The sequence below is a fragment of the Micromonospora craniellae genome (genome assembly GCF_014764405.1).
In the GTDB taxonomy this organism is placed as follows: Bacteria; Actinomycetota; Actinomycetes; order Mycobacteriales; family Micromonosporaceae; genus Micromonospora; species Micromonospora craniellae.
Genome location: NZ_CP061725.1, coordinates 1,245,526 through 1,263,581 on the forward strand (window position 1 = coordinate 1,245,526; position 18,056 = coordinate 1,263,581).

Below are 18,056 nucleotides of genomic sequence, written 5' to 3' on the forward strand. Positions count from 1 at the left end.
ATATGGTGTACGCCATGGCGATGATCCTGTTGGTCGAGGACGACCGCAACATCGCGGCCGCCCTCACCCGTGCGCTGACCGACGCCGGTCACGTGGTACGGCCTGCGGGGCACGCCGCCGAGGCGTTGCGCGTCGTCACCACCGAGCGACCCAACCTGGTCATCCTCGATCTCGGCCTGCCCGACATCGACGGTGCCGACGCGCTGCGGATGATCCGTTCGGTCTCCGACGTACCGGTGATCGTGGCGACCGCCCGCCGCTCCGAGACCGACATCATCAGTCTGCTCGGCGGCGGTGCCGACGACTACGTGACCAAGCCGTTCTCCGGTGGACACATCCTGGCCCGCATCGACGCGGTGCTCCGCCGCGCCCGGCCCACCGCGAACGAGACCCCACCGTGCATCAGCGTGGGCGAGCTGACCATCCGGCCCCGGCAGCGCCTGGCCGAACTGCGCGGGCAACCGCTGCAACTGACCCGGCGCGAGTTCGACGTGCTGGCGTACCTGGCCGAGCGGGTCGGTCAGGTGGTCAGCCGTCGGGAGCTGATGAACGAGGTCTGGCACCAGGCAAAGATCGGTGAGGAACAGACCATCGACGTGCACATCTCCTGGCTGCGGCGCAAGCTCGGGGAGACGGCCGCCCGGCCGCGCTTCCTGCGTACCGTGCGCGGGGTCGGCGTGATGATGGTCGAACCGCGATGAGATGGGCGCTGAACCGGCTGGCCATCGCCATCACCTCGATGGTGGCACTGGCCTTCCTGGTGCCGCTGGCCATCGCGACCGGGCAGATCGCCCGGGACCGGGCGGTCAGCGAGGCCCGACAGCAGGCCACCGCGCTGGTCACCGTGCTGGGCATGGACGCCGACCCGATGCTGCTCACCAACGCGGTGGCCAGCACCACGGCGGGCAGCGCCGGGAGGCTCGCCGTGCACCTGCCGGACAGCGTGCCGATCGGCAGCACCCACGTCACCGGCGCGCAGGTGCGCAGCGCCGCCCAGGACCGCCGCTCGGTGCTGGCCCCGGCCGACGACGGCGTCGCGTACCTCCAGCCCACCGTGCTCGCCGACGGCCGCACTGTGATCGTCGAGGTGTACGTGCCGGAGGCCGAACTGCGCCGTGGCGTCGGTACCGCCTGGTTCGTCCTCGGTGGATTGGCGATCGTCCTGGTCGCCGGCTCGACGTTGCTCGCCGACCGGCTCGGTGGCCGGCTGGTGCGCGCCACCCGGGACCTGTCCACGTCGGCGCGGCGGCTCGGCGGCGGCGACCTGACCGCCCGGGCGGAGCCGAACGGCCCGCGTGAACTCCAGGATGCGGCCCGCTCGTTCAACGCGATGGCCGACGACCTGCGGCTGCTGATGAACCGGGAACGCGAGCTGGCCGCCGACCTCTCCCACCGGTTGCGTACGCCGCTGACCGCGCTCCGCCTCGACGCCGAGGCGATGCCGCCGGGCCCGATCGGCGAGCGCATGCGGCAGGCCTGCGACCTGCTCGACGAGGAACTGGACTCGATCATCCGTGGGGTCCGGCGCGGCACCGACGGGCGGGACGGGCAGAGCGCCGACCTGGTGGAGGTGCTGGCCGACCGGTTGGCGTTCTGGTCGGTGCTGGCCGAGGACCAGGAGCGCCCGTGGGAGGTGACCGGCGGCGACGTGCCGGTGATCCTGCCGATGCCGCGCAGCGAACTGATCCTGGTGGTGGACGCGATGCTCGGCAACGTCTTCTCGCACACTCCGGACGGCGCCGCCTTCCGGGTCAGTGTCTCGCCGGACGGGTTGTTGGTGGACGACGCCGGCCCCGGCATCGCCGACCCGACCCGGGCGGTGCAGCGGGGCGTGAGCGCCGCCGGGTCGACCGGCCTCGGTCTGGACATCGTGCGGCGGGCCGCCGAGACGTCCGGTGGTCACCTGGTGGTCACCCGCAGTCCGCTCGGCGGCGCCCGGGTCGGGATCCTGCTCAGGCCGGTAGACCACGCTCCGGAGCGGCTCGGAAGCAGCCCGGGCTTTCATGATCCTTTCCGGAGCCGTTAAGGCTCCTTTATGGAACCGCGCATTAGCGTCCTCGCCGTCACAGCCGCAGCGAGCCGTACGGAGTTCAGATGCGCAGGAAGATCACCTATCCACTGGTGGCCCTCGGCATGGTCGCCTCGACCCTGGCGGTCTCCTCGCCCGCCCAGGCCCACGGATACGTGTCCAACCCACCCAGCCGACAGGCCCTGTGCGCGGCCGGGACGGTCACCGACTGCGGCCCGATCCAGTTCGAGCCGCAGAGCGTCGAGGCGCCCAAGGGGTCTCAGCGGTGCGACGGCGGAGTGGCCCAGTGGTCCGTACTCTCCGACGAGTCCCGCGACTGGCCGGCCCGGAACGTGGGCAGTTCGGTGACGCTCACCTGGGTGCTGACCGCCCGGCACCGCACCGCCGACTGGCAGTACTTCATCGACGGCAACCTGGTCGCCGAGATCGACGAGGGCAACGCCCAGCCGGACGCGACCGTGTCGCACACCATCGACCTGAGCAACTTCCCGGGTCGGCAGCGGCTGCTCGCGGTCTGGAACATCGGCGACACCCCGATGGCCTTCTACAACTGCGTCGACCTGATCGTCGGCGGCGGCGGTGCCGCGCCCGCCCCGCGCCCGACCACGGCCGCACCCACCGCCGCACCGACCACGGCCGCGCCCACCAGCGCGCCGACCCGGCCGGGCACCGCGCCGACCACCGCCGCACCGACCAGCGCGGCCCCGCCGCCGGCAGTCGGGGGAGACGCCTGGGCGGCCGGCGTCAGCTACCGCACCGGGGACGTGGTGACGTTCGAGGGCAGGCGGTACGAGTGCCGGCAGGGCCACACCGCGATCAACAGCTGGGAGCCCTCGATCTACACCCTCGCGCTGTGGCTCCCGCTGTGAGGCGCCGACTGGTCGCTGTGGCCCTCGTCATCCCGTTCCTGCTCGGCGCGTGCGGCTCGCCCGCCGCACAGCCGCCGCCCGTGTCGACGAGTGACACGACGGTCGCCGAGATCACGGCCGGCGACGAGTACAACGACACCGACGTGATGTTCCTCCAGATGTTCGTCCACCACCAGCGGCAGGCCCTGCAGATGACCGCCACCGCGGTGAAGCGGGCCCAGGACCCGGAGCTGAAGACCCTGGCCCAGGCGGTGCAGGTCACCGAATCCGACGAGCTGAAGATGATCGAGGGCTGGCTCAAGAGCTGGGGCAAGTCCACCGAGGTCGACACCGCGCCCAACCTGCACGCCCACCACGGCGGACTGCCCGGCACCGGACCGGCCGAGATCGAGGCGTTGACGACGGTCAAGGAAGCCGAGTTCGACACCGCGTTCCTGAGCCTCTTCCTGGCCCACCAGCACAACGCGATGGAGCTGGCCAACCTGGTCCGCACCGGCGGGAAGAACGCCGAGACCAAAGCCTTCGGCGAGCGGGTACGCGCCTCCCGGCAGGGCGGGATCCAGCAGATGCTGAAACTGATGACCAAGTAGCCGGTATCGCGGCGGGGGACGGTGGCCACCGCCGTCCCCCGCCGCCGAGGTCGCTCTGAACTGTCGAACCTGCGTCCGTGCCGTGCGTTCTCAGGGCGTCTCCGCCGCATCCCGGGTCGGCGATCGGCCCCCGACGCCCACCTCTGCGGCTTCGCGACCGCGCTGGCGTGGAACACGAGCCGTTGGCCAGGGCCGCCGAGCCGCTTCCAGCGCAGCGGCGGCACGCCGCTCCAGGCTGCGATAGCCCGCCCGACGGGTCATCTCCACCGCACGGCTCGCCCGCTCGGCGGCCTCGGCCCGCCGATCAGTCCGGCCGAGTAGCACCGCCGATCCGATCAGGGCCTCCGCTTCCGGACGCAGCGAGCCAGTCTGGTGAGCTCTGCGCAACGCCTGCTCATAGTGAGCCATCGCACCCTTAACGTCACCCTGGAGAGCAAGCGCCTGCCCGATCCCGTTGTGGGCGTCGGCCTCCATCTGACGGTCGCCGAGTTCCTCACTCAGCGCGAGTGCCTCGACCGCGGCACCGAAGGCTTCCTCGTGCTCGCCGCTGTCGGCCCGTACCCGGCTCAGCTCGATCAGGGCAGTCGCCTCGCCGTAACGGTCTCCGATGCCTCGATGGACCTCCAGACCCTCGTCGATCAGGCTCCTGGCGGCAGCCAGGTGACCCAGTTCCCTCCGGACCCCGCCAAGCCCGGTCAACACGCTGGCCTGCCCGGTCGGAGACCTCAACATGCGGTAGCGAACCAGCGCGGCGGCAAGATAGTCGACCGATTCCAGGAGCTTGCCCATGCGCCGGTACGTGTCACCAAGGTTGTTCAGGTTGACCGCGATCCCAGCGAGGCTGTTGCTGACCTCGTTCGCATGCAGCGCCCGGGTGAAGTGCGACACAGCCGCCTCAAGCTCACCGAGATCGCTGTAGACGATGCCCAGATTGCACAGCGCCGCCGTGCGCCCCTCTGACCAGCCAGCCTGCTCACTGAGTGCGAATGCCTGGCGCAGGTGGCTGATGGACTTGGCGTAACGCGTCGTGCTGTGGCACGCCTGCGCGAGACTGTGATGCGCTGCCGCCTGCCCGATCACACTGCCCTCGGCGCATGCGGCGGCCAGCCCAGCCTCGGCGATGGTGAACCAGTCGTGCATGTACTGGCGTAGGGCGAGATAGCCACGCAGCGTGTCCGCGAGCAGCCAGATCAACGGACGCACCTCGCTGTCGGTGACCACCTTGGCCAGTGCCACGAGGTTGGGTCGTTCGTGATCGAGCCAACCCAGTGCCGCCTGATGGTCGTTCAGTGACACCACCGGGACGCCCGGTGGCGGGTCCGACAGCCGGAGCCGAAACATCTGAGGGTACAACTGACGGGCGGCAGAGTCCGCAGTTTGCAGGTAGTGGGCCAGCAGCCGCCCCAGGGCGGCACACCGCATCTCGCTTGTGAACTCGATCTGTGCCTGCCGTCGGGCGTACAGGCGCATAAGATCGTGGTGGCTGAACCGGCCCGGACGGTGCTCGTCCAACAGATGGGTGGCGACCAGCTGTTCCAGCAGCAGTTCTGCCATCGAGACGGTGTCGCCCAGCAACGCGGCCGCGGCGGACACGGAGATGTCATTGCCTGGCGCGACCCCCAGCAGGCAGAACATTCTCCGCGCCCCTTCCGGCAGTGCGCGGTAGGAGAGATCGAAGGCGGCACCCACCATGCTCCGCTCGTCGTCGCCGGTGGACAGCAGATGAAGCCGATCGCCGACGTTGAGCTTGTCGATGTAATGCTCCACCGACTGCGCCGGCCGGTCCGCGATGGTCGCGGCCGCAATACGCATGGCGAGCGGGAGATAGGCACAGGCTGCGGCTAGGGCGTCGATGTTCTCCGACCCGGTGTTCCCCGCTTGCCGGCCAAGCAGGTGAGTAAACATGGTGTTGGCGTCATCCGGAGTCAGCACGTCGAGATGCAGCCGACACGCCCCATCCAGAGCCACCAACCCACGTAAGCGGTTCCGGCTCGTCACGAGCACCATGCACCCGGGTGTCGCCGGCAGCAGCGGACGGACGTCACTGACCGACGCGACGTTGTCGATCACGACGAGCACACGACGGTCCGCCAGCAGCGAACGGTACAGCGCGGACAGTTCGTCGACGCCCAGTGGGATGCTCTGCACCGGTGCCCCGAGAGCTCGGACGAACTGGGCGAGCGCCTCGGCGGGACGCACCGGTGCCCGGTTCGCGTAGCCGTACATGTTGATGTAGAGCTGGCCATCCGGGAAGTGGTGCCGGGCGCGGTGAGCCCAGTGTGCCGCGAGCGCCGTCTTACCGATGCCCGCCATCCCGTCGATCGCGACGACAGCCGGAGGCGTCTCGCCAGCACCTTCGGCATGCTGCTGAAGAGTCCGCAGAACGGTGGCAGCCTCCCGTTCTCGGCCGGTGAGCCGAATTCCTTCGCCCGGCAGGTTACGCCAGGGGAGCTCCGGCTCGGGCACAGCTGCTGGATCGGTGGTGCCGGGCAGCAGCCCGTTTGTGAGGATGCGATAGTGAAGCTCCGCCAACTGCGGCTCTGGGTCCATGCCCAGTTCCTCGCGCAGGAGACGGCGCGTGTTGTCGAACACCCTCAGCGCCTCAGCCCGCGCCCCCGAACGACACAACGCGATCATCAACTGTGCCACGAAACGCTCACGGAACGGGTTCTCGGCCACGGCCGCCGTCAGTTCGCCGATGAGCGCCGAGTGCTCGCCACTCTCCAGTTCGAGATTGACACACTGTTCGAGGACAGTCAGCCGCATCTCCTCGACGCTGACAACCTGGGACAGCAAGGGTGCGCTGGTCGACCCGGTCAACGCCCGGCCACGCCAAAGCGACAACGCAGAGCGCAGTGCTTTGATCTTGAGCGCCGGTTCGGTCAGCGCTCCGGCCAGCTCGACCTCGCGGTTGAAATCCTCCAGGTCGAGCGACGCACCCGCGCGGTCTAGACGAGTAGTTCCGAAGTCAGGGGTCGATGTCTGGGCATGAAGAGAGGGCATCCAAGATCATGGTGTGACGCAAGACCTGGATACCCTCTTGACCGCACTGTACGTGAAGATCGACGACAGCATCCGCACCCCCCGGTGGCGGGGACGGCCGCCGCTACTGACCGACTCCGAACTGGTATGCCTCGCGGTGGCGCAGGTCCTGCTCGGTGCCCGCTCTGAGGCGCACTGGATCCGCTACGCCCGTATCCACCTGCGCCCCTGGTTTCCCTACCTGCCGCAGCGGCCGGGCTACAACAAACGGCTCCGCGCTGCCCTGCCGCTGATCAAAAAGGTCATCCGGGACCTGGCCCGCGACAGTGACTTCTGGTTCGACCACCACTGGATCGTCGACTCCACCCCCATCCCGTGCGGCATGTCCCGCCCCACCGCCCAGCGCTCAGACCTCGCCGGCTGGGCCGGATACGGCTACTGCGCCTCCCATTCCCGCTTCTTCTGGGGACTCCGGCTCTACCTGGTCTGCACCCCGACCGGGATGCCGATCCTGTGGGCCCTCGCGAACCCGAAGATCGGCGAGCGAGAGGTCCTCGCCGCGATGCTGGACGTCGAGGCCGGCGTGGTGGCAGAGCACGACAGGATCCTGCTGATCAGCGACAAGGGATTCGCCTCCAAGCCATTCGAGCGGCAGTTGGCCGAGCAGGGCATCGAACTGCTGCGCCCGTCCCGCAAGAAGGAGAAGGCCCGCTACGGCGAGCCGATGCTCAAGAAGGTCCGCCAGTTGATCGAGTCGGTCAACGACACCCTCAAAGGCCAGCTTGACCTGGAACAACACGGCGGACGAACCTTCGACGGTGTGGCCGTCCGGGTCGCCCAACGCCTCCTCGCCATGACCGCGGCGATCTGGCACAACAACAAGACCGGCGCACCCGTCACCCGGTCACTGATCGCCTACGACCACTGACCGCAATTCGGAACAACTCGTCTAGCAGGTAGCCGTCGCCGATCGCACTGATCGTCACCCCGGTGCCAACCAAGAGGTGACGCAGATGTGACACCGCGTTGCGGATCTGCTTGGACGCGGTCGACGGCGCGGCTGCGCTCCACACCACGTCGACGAGTCGGGAAAGCGCCACCGGCGTGCCGTCGGCCAGCAGGAGCATGCCTAGTACGGTCTGGTTCTTCGCGCCGTTGATACGGATCGTCGTATCGTGCGTCTGACAATCGAGCGGTCCGAGAACACGAAACACCGTAACCGGCACTAGTTACCCCTCGTAACTATGTGGCGATTTGTCAAGCAGCACCACCACTCGACGACGGTGGTCGAATTGGATCACCGCTGCCGGACAGGCGACGAGCAGTTTCATGTTCACCGCAGCGTGAAGCACAATCTGACCCGCGGTCGTTATGCTATCGACGCTTCGGACTCCCGTCAACGACGACAACGAATCATCCGAGCGTTCCACGCCGTCCATGGGTTAACCCTAGAACCGAAGCACGGTCAGTTGAGCCGAGTCGTGCCTGGTGAAGGATTCAGGTCACGCGGTAGTTGGTGGCATCCATGGGTCGCCGAGCAGGGCGTTGCGGAGTTCGGTGGCTGCGCGGTGACCGTTCTTGCGGATGGTGGAAACGTAGCCGCGGATGGACAGGAAGGTCTGGGCACCGGTGAGCGTGCGGAAGCCGCCGCCGACCCGGGTCTTGGACTTGACCATCCGGACGGCTTGTTCGGCGATGTTGTTCGAGAAGCCGACGGTGAAGTCGGCGGCGAACCGCACGGTACGTCAACAGCCTAACCGCCGCCCAGGCCGACCCGGCGGACCTGCTCGCCCATGTCCGCCAGCACTGAGGAACCGAAGTTCTTCCCTGGGTCAGGGATGCGACCTTCGGGGAGAACGCCTCCCGGATCCGCACCGGCAACACACCCCGTGTCATGGCGGTGGCGGAGTGCATCGGCAGCGGGCCGTCCGCAGGATACCGCGACGCAAGATCTGCCCAAGCCCGCACAAGACATCAGCAAGGTAGGTCCGCGATCGTCCGGCTGATCGTGACGGCGTCGAATGTGCTCAGCTCGTGATGGCCACCTGCAACCTGTCTACGGACACGCCCTCAGGCAACGGAAGTCCCAGGACCACGAACAGCGCGATCAGGAAGGCGGCGCGCTCGGATTCGTCGATCGTGCCTCCCCGCCGGATGGTCTTCGCGGTTGGTCCGACTGCTTTGAAAGCGGCCGCGAAGTCGGCGGCGGCGAGCGCCGCGGCGACCTGTCCAGCCACCTGAGACTGAGACGGCGTGTCATCCGATTCCACGGAGCCGGCCACCGCCGCCGCATGGTCCTTCGCGATCCTGCCGATCTGCTCGCCCATCTGGGCCTTCACCGAAACCGTTTCGTGAGGCGGGCCTGAGACGAGCAGCGAACCGTCCATCCACTGCGGGTCGACGGTCTGTGCGGACCCGACGCGGGCCACTGGCACCACCAGCGCCGGCGGGCGGTGGACGTCGAGGTCGAGCATCAGCAGACGCAGCCACAACAGGTCGGTTCCGACCGCGTCCGTGGAACAGACGATCACCGGTGCACCTGCCGCGAACTCCGCTGCCGCGACGAGCAACGAGGTTCCCTGCATCGACGCTGACACCATCGGAACCTTCGCGTCCCTCTCGATCAGGCTGCGCGCTCTCAGAGCGGGCGACCAGTGGAGGTCACCCGCAGAATCTGCGGTGAACACGGCGAGCGGCACCCGGCCGAGCGAAAAGGACTCGGCGCGGTCGGCATGCCCGGACTCCAGCAGGTCGCTCAGGTAGGCGTCGAACGCCTCCTCGTGGCTTCGGCCATCGTGCCGACCTGCCCGTATCACCTGCCCGGTCCTGATAATCGGCGGCGTCAGCCAACTGGCTGGGTCGGCACCGGGCTCGTGCGGCCCGAGGCCAAACCGGACCGGTAGCCCGGTGGTCAGCGCGAACTCCAGATCGGCCGCCGAGTGCGCCGGGTTGACGATGACCGCCCCGGTGCCGAACTCGGGCTTGACCCAGTCCGCGACCCACACGGGCAGCAGATCGCCATGCAGTGGATGCCGCACGAAGCGGCCACTGAAATAGGGACGCCGCCGCAGCTCGGTTCCCGCGAGCGCCTCGTGATCTGGATGAACTGCCACCGCGCAGGCCGCGGTGAACGGCGACCAGTCGGTGGTGAAGGTGGCCAACGCGTCGCCGCTCGTCGCACCGGTCACGGGGTCGGCGAAGGGCAGCCGGAAGACCGCTCCCGGTGCCCGACGCAACGCCTTCTGTTGCTTGGCGTCCAGCCGCGCACCCCAGGACGACGTCGACCCCTTGGCCACCGCCGCGAGCGCCTTCGGCGAGGGCGTATAGGCCACCGTCCAGGGCCCTGCATGCTCGTCATCCGTGCTCACCGCAAGCCTTCCCGCAGACGCCAGGGCCCTCAGCAGGCCCGTAGCGGACGTCGCCGGTGCCGATGCCGGTGCCGGTGCCGGTTTCGCGAAGTCGAAGAGCACACCGAGTCGTTCACAGGCGGCGGTCACCGCCTCGACCCGCCGCTCGTGGAGGTCATTCGCCAGTGCACCGATTGTCAGGACCTTGCTAGTCACGCTCGCCTCCACCACTGCTGTCGCCAGGATCACCGACATAGTAGGGCCCGACATCCCCAGAAATACGTAGCCCTGATGCAAATCAAGAACGTACAAGACCTGAGGTCCGGGAACCGACACGATCGAGCCGACAGGACTGTCCGCATGCTCATCGGTTTGGAGCGGATGCAGTGAAGTTATCTCAACAAGATTCGGATAGGTATTTGTATTCGAAGTGGGTCAGGTGTAATGCGGCGGCGACGATGTCGCCGATTCGGCGTGGGCTGATGTTCGTGTGGCGGAGCGTCTTCCAGCGTCCGATCAGGATGGCGAAGCCGCGTTCGCCTTGCCATCGCAGGCCGCGGAGCAGTCGGTTGTAGGCGCGGTTGTCGGGCGCGAGGCGGCTGCCGTCGGTGGGCTGCTTGATCGGGGTCTTGATGCCGTGGCCTGTGCTTTCGTAGCCGGAGTCGGCCAGGGCGGGCAGGTCGAGTTCGGCGGCGGACCAGTTCAGGGCGGCGGTGACGCCGAGTTCGCGGGCGCAGCTGGTGTCATGCAGATGCCCGGGCATCGCCGCCGATGTCCAGATCGGTAGCCCGTCCGGGCGCATGACGGCTTGGATGTTCGCGCCGAAGTCGCGGTGCTTTCCCGAATACCAGGCGTCGATGGTCTCGCCCTTGACGGACAGGGTGGTCTCGGTGAGCCGGTCGCAGTCGAACAGTTTGCCGTCGAGGATCACGTGGGACCAGCCGTCGGCGGCGGCCCGACGCAGAGCGGTGTGCAGGTCGGTCGCCTGGGCGGCGAGTACGGCTACGCCCTCGTCGCGGTAGCGGTAGGCGGTGGCCCGGGAGATCCCGAATCCGGCGGCCAGCAGGGTCAGGTCCTCGGCTTTGCGGAACCAGATGAGCACGAGAAGTGCCTGGTGGAAGCAGGTCAGGGCGCGGGTGTCACGCCGGGTTCCGCGGGCTCGGCGTTCGGCGGCCAGCAGCCGGCCGAGGTACTGCACGAGTTCCCTGGGGACATCGATCATGGCACGATAGGCGATCACGCGGAGTCCTCATGGTGTAGGTGATCTTGTGGTGAGAACTACCTACCGAGGACTCCGCGTCCTCTTCCAGCACCGTCCGATCTCAACAGTTTCGCCCGTGTCGCACCAATCAACACATTCGCGTCGCTGAGATCAGCTCAGTGATCGCAATAGAGGATTCCGGAACTCGGCTGGAGCGGCTCTCGGTGGGCCAGGAACAACTGTGGTTCCTCGAACAGATGGCACCAGGGCTGGCCACGTACAACGTTGCGGTGGCCCACCGGATTCGCGGACCGCTGGACAGCGAGGCGCTCAGGACCGCCCTCACCGAACTCGTTCGGCGACACGAGTTGTTGCGCGGTACGGTGGCCACCATCGACGGCACGCCAGGGGTACGTATTCAGCTTGATATTGCCGGTTCCGGTAGCCATGGTCCGGTGGTGAAGAGTTGTTCGAGCACGTCGAGGGCGTCTTTGCCGTGTTTGGTGGCGGTGGACAGGTAGGACCGTAGGGTGGCGAAGTCGGCCAGGCCTTGCAGGGTGCGCCAGGTCGCGGAGATCTTCTGTTGGAGTTTGACCGGGCGGAGATCGCGTTCGGCCTGGTTGTTGGTGAAGGGCACGGCCAGATCGACGGTGAACCGTAGGATCATGTCGCGGTGGGCGGTGAAGCGTTCGACCAGCGTGCCGGCTCGTGACGGCTTGCCGTCACGATCGGGCGGGTTCTGCTGGCGGCCGTAAGCGAGGGCCCCGGCGTAACAGGCACGGATGTGACTGATCTCGTCGGCTGACAGTGCGTCCCGGCCCGCGGTGACGGCCTGCTCGGTCATCTTCTTGGCCATCAGCAGGGTTTGCGCCATCACCTCGGCCCACTGCTGGCCGGCCGGGTCGGACTCGTGCACGCCGCGCAGATCGCGGATCAGATGTGCTCCGCACCAGGCGTGATCGGCGTCGGCCAGGTGGCGGTAGGCGGCGTAGCCGTCACGCACGAGGGTGCCGGTGAACCCGGGCAGGACCTTCCCGGCGTCGATGTCGGCCTTGCTGCGGCCGCCGACGTGGAACAAGGTCAGCTCAGGGGTGCAGGCCACGTGCACGTACTTGAAGCCGCCGTCGACCCTTGCCGGGGTCTCATCGGCGTGCAGCACCTGCTGGACGTGCAGCAACGCGGCCGTGCGGGACACGAACGGCCCGAGCCTGCGGGCCGCCTCACCGACCACCTGGTGCACGAACCCGGTCGACACCCGCACCCCGAGCAGATCACCCAACAGCGCGGCGGCCCGGGCGAAGGGCAGGAACTGGACGGCCCGCGCGTAGACGACGGCGGCCTTGACACCGACGCCGTACTGCACCCGCCCGGACACCCCGCCGGGTGCCACCGGCTCGCTGACCTGCCCGCACCCGCCGCACTCAACCGCGACCAGTTGGTGCTCAACGACCACCGACCGCCGCTCGGGCAGCTCGATCACCTGCCGGCGCTGCCGCCCGTACTCACGCCCATCACCCAGCGGAGCCCCACAACCCGGATGGCCACACCGCTGTGGCCGGTGCTCGATGACCTCATCCGGATCCGCGACCAGTTCGAGGGTCCATCCCGGCGCTCCCGGCTGCTTGCCCCGCCGCCGCCCACTGCCTTTACCCGGCTGCCGGGCCGGACGGCCCGGACCGTCCGACGAGGGAGGCTTCGACGAGTTCGAGGAGTTCATCCCCAACCGGCGTTTCAGTTCAGCGTTCTCGGCTTCCAACCGATCAACCCGTTCCCGCAGCTCAACCAGCATCGCGACCAGATCCTCGTACGAGAGCGGGACCTGCGGGACGGACGACACCCCATGATCATGTCAGCCGATCGACCAGAGTGGACAACCGGCCCCCCACTCACCTCAAGCTGAATACGTACCGCCAGGGATGGCGATCGCAGCGCCATCGGACGTGCCGCTGCCGGTCACCGATCTGGCCGACGAGGCACCCGAATCACGTGAGGCGACCCTCGCAAAAGGCCTGCGGGAACACGCCACAATGGCGTTCGACCTCGTCAGCGGGCCGCTATACCGGTTCAAGCTGTTCCGGGTCGGCTCGGACGAACATGTGATGTCACTCGCCTTCCACCACATCGTCACCGACGGATGGTCGACCAGCCTACTGCTGAGGCAACTTCCGGACGCGTACGCCGCCGCGCTCACCGGCACCGAGCCGAGCTCGACCAAGCCCGCCGACTCGGCCCACACAGTTCGCTATGTCGAGTTCGCGGCCGCGCAACGTGCCGCACTCGACAACGGTGACTTGGAGGAGCAGCTCCAGTACTGGCAACAGCAGTTGGCCGGAGCCGTCCCACTGGACATGCCGACCGATCGGCCACGCCCGGCCGAGCCGAGCTTCACCGGCACCTCTGTGGCCGCCGACCTGCCCGCCGACCTCGTGAAGGCCGTGCGGGTACTGGTCGACCGTGAGGGGGTGTCCCCGTTCACGGTGCTGTCGGCAGCCCTGATCGTCGTGCTCAGCCGATACAGCGGCCACGACGACATCTGCCTGGGCACCGCTGCGCTCGGCCGTACGGACCCTGACCTGGAGCAGGTCGTCGGATACTTCACGAACATGGTGGTGCTTCGCGCCACACTGCAGGACGATCCCACCTTCACCGAGCTCGTCGGCCGGCTCTCCGACACTGTGCTCGACGCGTACGACAACCAGGACGTCCCTTTCGAACGCGTCGTCGACCGCCTCAGCCCACACCGCGACCCAGGACGGAATCCGTTGTTCGGAGTCTGCGCCCAGTTCCTCACCGAGCACACCGCCGGTACCGTTCTGGGACTGCCCGGGATGACTGCGGAAGCGATCGAGGCGCCGTCGCTCGGAGCACGTTTTGACCTGGCACTGACGTTCGTCGAGTCTCCGGACCGCCTGCGCGTGTTCGTCGAGTACGCTCTCGACATCTTCGACGGCTGGCGGATCAACGCCCTGGTTCGTCACCTCACGCAGGTGCTCTCGGCGGCGTGTGCCCAGCCGGACCGGCCGGTGTCGGAACTGCCGCTGCTGGACGAGGCGGAGATCCGGGAGCTGTTGGCGGCCGGCACCGGTGAGATGCTCGTCCACGCCGACGAGCCGGTCCATGTCGCGATCTCCCGTCGGGCTCGGGAACAGCCGGACCACGTCGCCGTGGTCCACGGAAAGGACAGCCTGACGTATCACGAGTTGGACCGCAGGGCGTTCGAGGTCGCCGCCTTCCTGCGCAACCGTGGCGTAGGCGATGGACAAGTCGTCGCCGTGGCGGTGGAGCGCGACCTGGACGCGCTCGTCACGCTACTCGGCGTACTCAAGGCCGGCGCCGCTTTCGCGGTGCTGGATCCCTCGCATCCGGCAGGCCGGCTGGAGTACATCATCAGGGACACCGCGGCGACGGTGGTGATGACACAGAGCCGCGTCCGGGACAGGATTCCGGAGGCGGGAGCATGGTCGATCGTGGAGGTCGACAAGGATCGACAGGCGTTCGCGGAGGCGGGTGCCGCAGCGAAGCCGTGGGCCACGGCAGGCAGGGATTCACTCGCGTACGTCCTCTACACCTCGGGCTCGACCGGCCAGCCCAAGGGCGTACTCATCGAACACCGCGCTCTACAGTCGTTCATCGCCTCGTACCGTCGAATTTTCGATCTTCAGCCCGACGACCGGATGCTCCAGCTCGCGGCGCTGACGTTCGACATGTCGCAGGGAGAGATCTTCGCCGGCCTCACCGCCGGTGCGAGTCTGGTCCTCGTCGACAAGGAGACCGGACTCTCACCCGCCGGGCTCGCCACACTCATGCGTCAGGAGAGGGTCACCTACATCTGCATGTCACCAGCGATGCTGGCGTTGGTTGATGGAGGTTCGTACCCCGACCTGCGAAAGATCATGGCGGGTGGTGAGGCGGTACCAGCCGAGATGGTCGCCAAGTGGAATCTGCCGGGACGCAGACTGATCAACTGCTACGGCCCCACCGAGGCCGCTGTCGGCTGCACGTCCTACGAGTGCCCACACGAGCCAGCTCGCGGTGCGCCGCCGATCGGGAAGCCCTTCACCGACCGTCGCATGTATGTGGTCGACAAGGCGGATCGCCTGGTTCCCCGGGGGGTCCCCGGTGAGCTGCTGATCGGCGGTGAGGAGGGCCTTGCCCGTGGCTACCTGAACCAGCCGGAGCTGACCGCCAGGGCGTTCGTCGAGGATCCGTTCCACCTCGGCGGCAGGGTCTACCGCAGCGGCGGCTTCGTCCGCTGGAACCGGCATTTCGAACTGGAGTTCCTTGGCCGTGCCGACGGTCAGGTGAAGTTGCGTGGCTTGCGAATCGAGTTGGAGGAGATCGAGTCGTCGCTCATGTCCCACCCGGACGTCGGTGTCGCAGCGGTGACGCTGCGCCCGGACCGGCGGGGTGAGGGACGTCTGGTCGGGTACGCCGCTCCCCGCGTCGGGCGACGGCTGGATGCCACCGAACTCCGCGCACACCTCGCCGAACGGCTGCCGGAATACATGATTCCGACGGCCTGGGTGTTTCTCGACGAACTGCCGCTGACCACTGCCCGCAAAGTGGACCGCAAGGCGCTGCCGGAACCGGTCGACGCCGATCCCGAGATGGACTACGTCGCACCGGAGGGCAACACCGAGACGGCTGTGGCGCGGATCTACGCCGAGGTGCTCGAAGTCGACCGGGTGAGCGCGGCGGTGGCGTTCTTCGCGGCCGGAGGGAACTCCCTTCAGGCGATGCGTGTGGTCAGTCGTCTGGCCAAGGAGTTCGGTGTCAAGCTACGGATGCGTGCGATGTTCGCCGACGCCACGGTGCGCTCGATCGCGACCGAAGTGGACCGGTTGGTGCTGGCGAAGGCGGCTAAAGCCACGGAAGGTACCGTCGGTGGACGCTGACCTGCTGGTGCCGTTCAGCGCGGGCGGGGGCGACGCATCGCCCCTGTACTGCGTGCACTCCGCCTCCGGCTCCGCCTACACCTACCTGCCTCTGGCGGGGATGCTCGACGGTCGGCGCGTCGTCGGCATTGAGGCACCGGGCTACGACAGCGACGGCCTGCCCCCCACCGACCTGTGTGTCCTGGCGGAACGCTACGTCCAAGCGGTGGCTGACGACTGCCGGAAGCCGGAAGCCTGTCTGCTCGGCTGGTCCATGGGCGGATCGATCGCGTACGCGATGGCGTGGCGGCTGCGGGCCTTGGGGATCGCCGTGCCACTCGTCGTGCTCGTTGACGCCCTGATGCATCACACCGAGACGGCACCCGCTTCGCGCGAGATTCTGACCAGGTTCGCCATCAATCTGGTCAGGGAGGGGAGGGACGGACGGCCCGAGGAGCGCGTGGTCACCGAGCTACGCGCATGGCCGGTCGGCGCACCGGTCGCGCAGGCGTGGGAGCTGCTCCGTCGTGGCGGCCTGATTCCGGAGGAGTTCGACGCGGAGACGCTCGATCGCCGGTTCGAGGTATTTCGGCGTAACGTCCACGCGCTGCACGGATACGCGCCCGAGCCCGGATATCCCGGCCGGCTGCTTGTCATCGACGGCGAGGATTCAGTACGCGGTCACCAGCGGTGGGCGGATGTGGCGCAGGACGTGCGTACCGTGACGGTACCCGGGGACCACTTCTCGATCTGGCGGGGGGCGGGCCTGGCGGCGCTGGGCGAGCACGTCAGCGCCGCGCTGAGGGAGATCTGTCCCGTGCCGTCCCGGGTGGTGCGAACATGACCACCCGGAACGACGTGCGATCGGGCGATGTCGTGGCCAGGAAGAGCCTGTGGCACCACAAGGACTTTCTGAGGTTCTGGTCCGGCGAGACGTTCTCGCTGTTCGGTGCGCAGATCACAATTCTGGCTCTGCCGTTGACCGCGGTGCTCACCCTCGACGCCGGACCCGAACAACTCGGCATCCTGCGGTTCCTGCAGATGGTGCCGTACCTGCTGTTCGGACCGCTACTCGGGGTATGGGTCGACCGCTACCGGCGCCGTACGGCGATGATCGGGGCGAACGTCGTCCGCATGGTGCTGATCGGGATGGTGCCGGTCCTGGCCGGACTCGGTCACCTGAACATGCCCCTACTTCTCATGATCACGTTTTGCGTCGGACTGGCTGCGGTGCTTTTCGACATTAGCTGGATGTCGTTCATTCCCACGCTGATCCGTGATCCTGAGCATCTCGTTGACGCCAACTCCAAGCTCGCCGCCACGTCCGCCACCGCCGACGCGGCCGGGCCCGGCGTAGCCGGATCGCTGGTGAGCCTGCTGACAGCACCTGTCGCGATGGCGGCGAACGCGGCGACATACCTCGGCTCGGTCATCTCGCTCCTGCTCATCCGCACAGAAGAGACGCCGCCCCCGGCCACGGCGAAGCGGCGGGTCCGTACCGAGTTGTCCCAGGGACTCAGGTTCGTCGCCGGTGACCGCCTGCTGCGGTGGATCGCACTGGTCGGTGGCATGGCCAACTTCTTCATCTCCGCCACGGTGCCGATGTTCATTCTGTTCGCGGTACGCGACCAGGAGATTCCGTCCTCGGCGCTCGGCTTGATCTTCTCGCTCGGAGCGTGCGGCGGAATCATCGGTGGAGTCCTCTGCCGTCGGCTGATCACACGACTGCGCCTCGGTCCCGTCTACGCCGGCGGACTGTGCGTCGCCTTCATCCCCACGGTGCTGCTGCCGGCGGCCACCGGAACCTCCCTCGTGCTGGGCATCCTGTACACGATCGCGTGGTTCCTCGGTTCGCTCGGACTGACGATCGTCAACATCGTGATCATGAGTGTGCGACAGAACATCACGCCCCCGTCCCTGCTGGGCCGAATGAACGCCGCGGTACGCGCAGTGATGTTCGGGCTCGGCGCGCTCGGCGGCCTGGTCGCTGGACTCGTCGCGGCAGAAGCCGGGGTGCGAGAGGCATTGTGGATCTCGACCGGCGGATCGATGGTGTTCGTACTGTGCGGGGTCGCTCTGTCCCCGCTCACCCGACTACGCACGATGCCGGAGACCGCAAAGAATCCCGCCTGATGGAAAGGGCAGCCGGTACCTGGCCGCACAA

15 protein-coding genes are annotated in these 18,056 nt (G+C 67.7%); 9 read left to right on the top strand and 6 right to left on the bottom strand.

Annotated elements, in window-relative coordinates; genetic code table 11:
- Nucleotides 1–14 precede the first annotated feature (14 nt).
- From ID554_RS05725 to ID554_RS05740, 4 genes are all read left to right on the top strand, one after another.
- Entirely contained in the window at nt 15–701 is a 687-nt protein-coding gene (locus tag ID554_RS05725; RefSeq protein WP_117229629.1) for a response regulator transcription factor, read from the top strand.
- The gene (locus tag ID554_RS05730) at nt 698–2,026 is read left to right on the top strand and encodes a sensor histidine kinase (protein WP_117229615.1); all 1,329 of its coding nucleotides are present in this window, start codon (nt 698–700) and stop codon (nt 2,024–2,026) included. Before ID554_RS05725 ends, ID554_RS05730 begins: the two co-directional genes overlap by 4 nt.
- 68 nt (nt 2,027–2,094) lie before the next feature.
- Nucleotides 2,095–2,898, top strand: coding sequence for a lytic polysaccharide monooxygenase (locus ID554_RS05735; RefSeq protein ID WP_117229616.1), 804 nt, complete (start codon nt 2,095–2,097; stop codon nt 2,896–2,898).
- Nucleotides 2,883–3,488 (top strand): DUF305 domain-containing protein, encoded by a 606-nt coding sequence (locus ID554_RS05740; RefSeq protein ID WP_223884447.1) that lies wholly within the window; start codon nt 2,883–2,885, stop codon nt 3,486–3,488. Before ID554_RS05735 ends, ID554_RS05740 begins: the two co-directional genes overlap by 16 nt.
- A gap of 90 nt (nt 3,489–3,578) precedes the next feature.
- Here the strand turns inward: ID554_RS05740 and ID554_RS05745 are convergent, their stop codons facing one another.
- On the bottom strand, nt 3,579–6,491 hold the full coding sequence (locus ID554_RS05745; RefSeq protein WP_117229618.1) for an ATP-binding protein: 2,913 nt from the start codon (nt 6,489–6,491) through the stop codon (nt 3,579–3,581).
- A 13-nt stretch (nt 6,492–6,504) separates the two neighbouring features.
- Between ID554_RS05745 and ID554_RS05750 the strand changes: the two genes are divergently transcribed.
- Complete coding sequence (locus tag ID554_RS05750; protein ID WP_191088568.1) at nt 6,505–7,398, top strand: IS982 family transposase; 894 nt, start codon at nt 6,505–6,507, stop codon at nt 7,396–7,398.
- Here ID554_RS05750 and ID554_RS05755 read toward each other — a convergent pair.
- From ID554_RS05755 to ID554_RS05770, 4 genes are all read right to left on the bottom strand, one after another.
- Nucleotides 7,367–7,696: an AfsR/SARP family transcriptional regulator gene (locus ID554_RS05755; protein WP_191088724.1), complete on the bottom strand. Its 330-nt coding sequence runs from the start codon at nt 7,694–7,696 to the stop codon at nt 7,367–7,369. The genes ID554_RS05750 and ID554_RS05755 overlap by 32 nt on opposite strands.
- A gap of 276 nt (nt 7,697–7,972) precedes the next feature.
- Nucleotides 7,973–8,209: a transposase gene (locus ID554_RS05760; RefSeq protein WP_117231374.1), complete on the bottom strand. Its 237-nt coding sequence runs from the start codon at nt 8,207–8,209 to the stop codon at nt 7,973–7,975.
- Between the two features lie 288 nt (nt 8,210–8,497).
- A complete protein-coding gene (locus ID554_RS05765) occupies nt 8,498–10,033 on the bottom strand; it encodes a class I tRNA ligase family protein (RefSeq protein WP_191088725.1) in 1,536 nt (511 codons plus the stop codon).
- 181 nt (nt 10,034–10,214) lie between these two features.
- Nucleotides 10,215–11,039: a transposase family protein gene (locus ID554_RS05770; protein ID WP_191088867.1), complete on the bottom strand. Its 825-nt coding sequence runs from the start codon at nt 11,037–11,039 to the stop codon at nt 10,215–10,217.
- A 203-nt stretch (nt 11,040–11,242) separates the two neighbouring features.
- Here ID554_RS05770 and ID554_RS32930 point away from each other — a divergent pair, with 203 nt between their 5' ends.
- Nucleotides 11,243–11,539, top strand: a complete 297-nt coding sequence (locus ID554_RS32930; protein WP_191088726.1) for a condensation domain-containing protein — start codon at nt 11,243–11,245, stop codon at nt 11,537–11,539.
- Here ID554_RS32930 and tnpC read toward each other — a convergent pair.
- Complete coding sequence (gene tnpC, locus ID554_RS05780) at nt 11,437–12,855, bottom strand: IS66 family transposase (protein WP_191088609.1); 1,419 nt, start codon at nt 12,853–12,855, stop codon at nt 11,437–11,439. The genes ID554_RS32930 and tnpC overlap by 103 nt on opposite strands.
- 79 nt (nt 12,856–12,934) lie before the next feature.
- On the opposite strand from tnpC, the gene ID554_RS05785 reads away from it, so the two are divergent.
- From ID554_RS05785 to ID554_RS05795, 3 genes are read left to right on the top strand one after another with little or no spacing between them, the layout of a single operon-like run.
- Nucleotides 12,935–15,913 carry a non-ribosomal peptide synthetase gene (locus tag ID554_RS05785; protein WP_117231255.1) on the top strand — a complete coding sequence of 993 codons (2,979 nt, stop codon included), beginning with the start codon at nt 12,935–12,937 and terminating at the stop codon, nt 15,911–15,913.
- Nucleotides 15,903–16,736: a thioesterase domain-containing protein gene (locus ID554_RS05790; RefSeq protein WP_158573879.1), complete on the top strand. Its 834-nt coding sequence runs from the start codon at nt 15,903–15,905 to the stop codon at nt 16,734–16,736. The genes ID554_RS05785 and ID554_RS05790 overlap by 11 nt, the downstream gene beginning before the upstream one ends.
- On the top strand, nt 16,733–18,025 hold the full coding sequence (locus tag ID554_RS05795; protein WP_117231253.1) for an MFS transporter: 1,293 nt from the start codon (nt 16,733–16,735) through the stop codon (nt 18,023–18,025). The genes ID554_RS05790 and ID554_RS05795 overlap by 4 nt, the downstream gene beginning before the upstream one ends.
- Nucleotides 18,026–18,056: the final 31 nt, after the last annotated feature.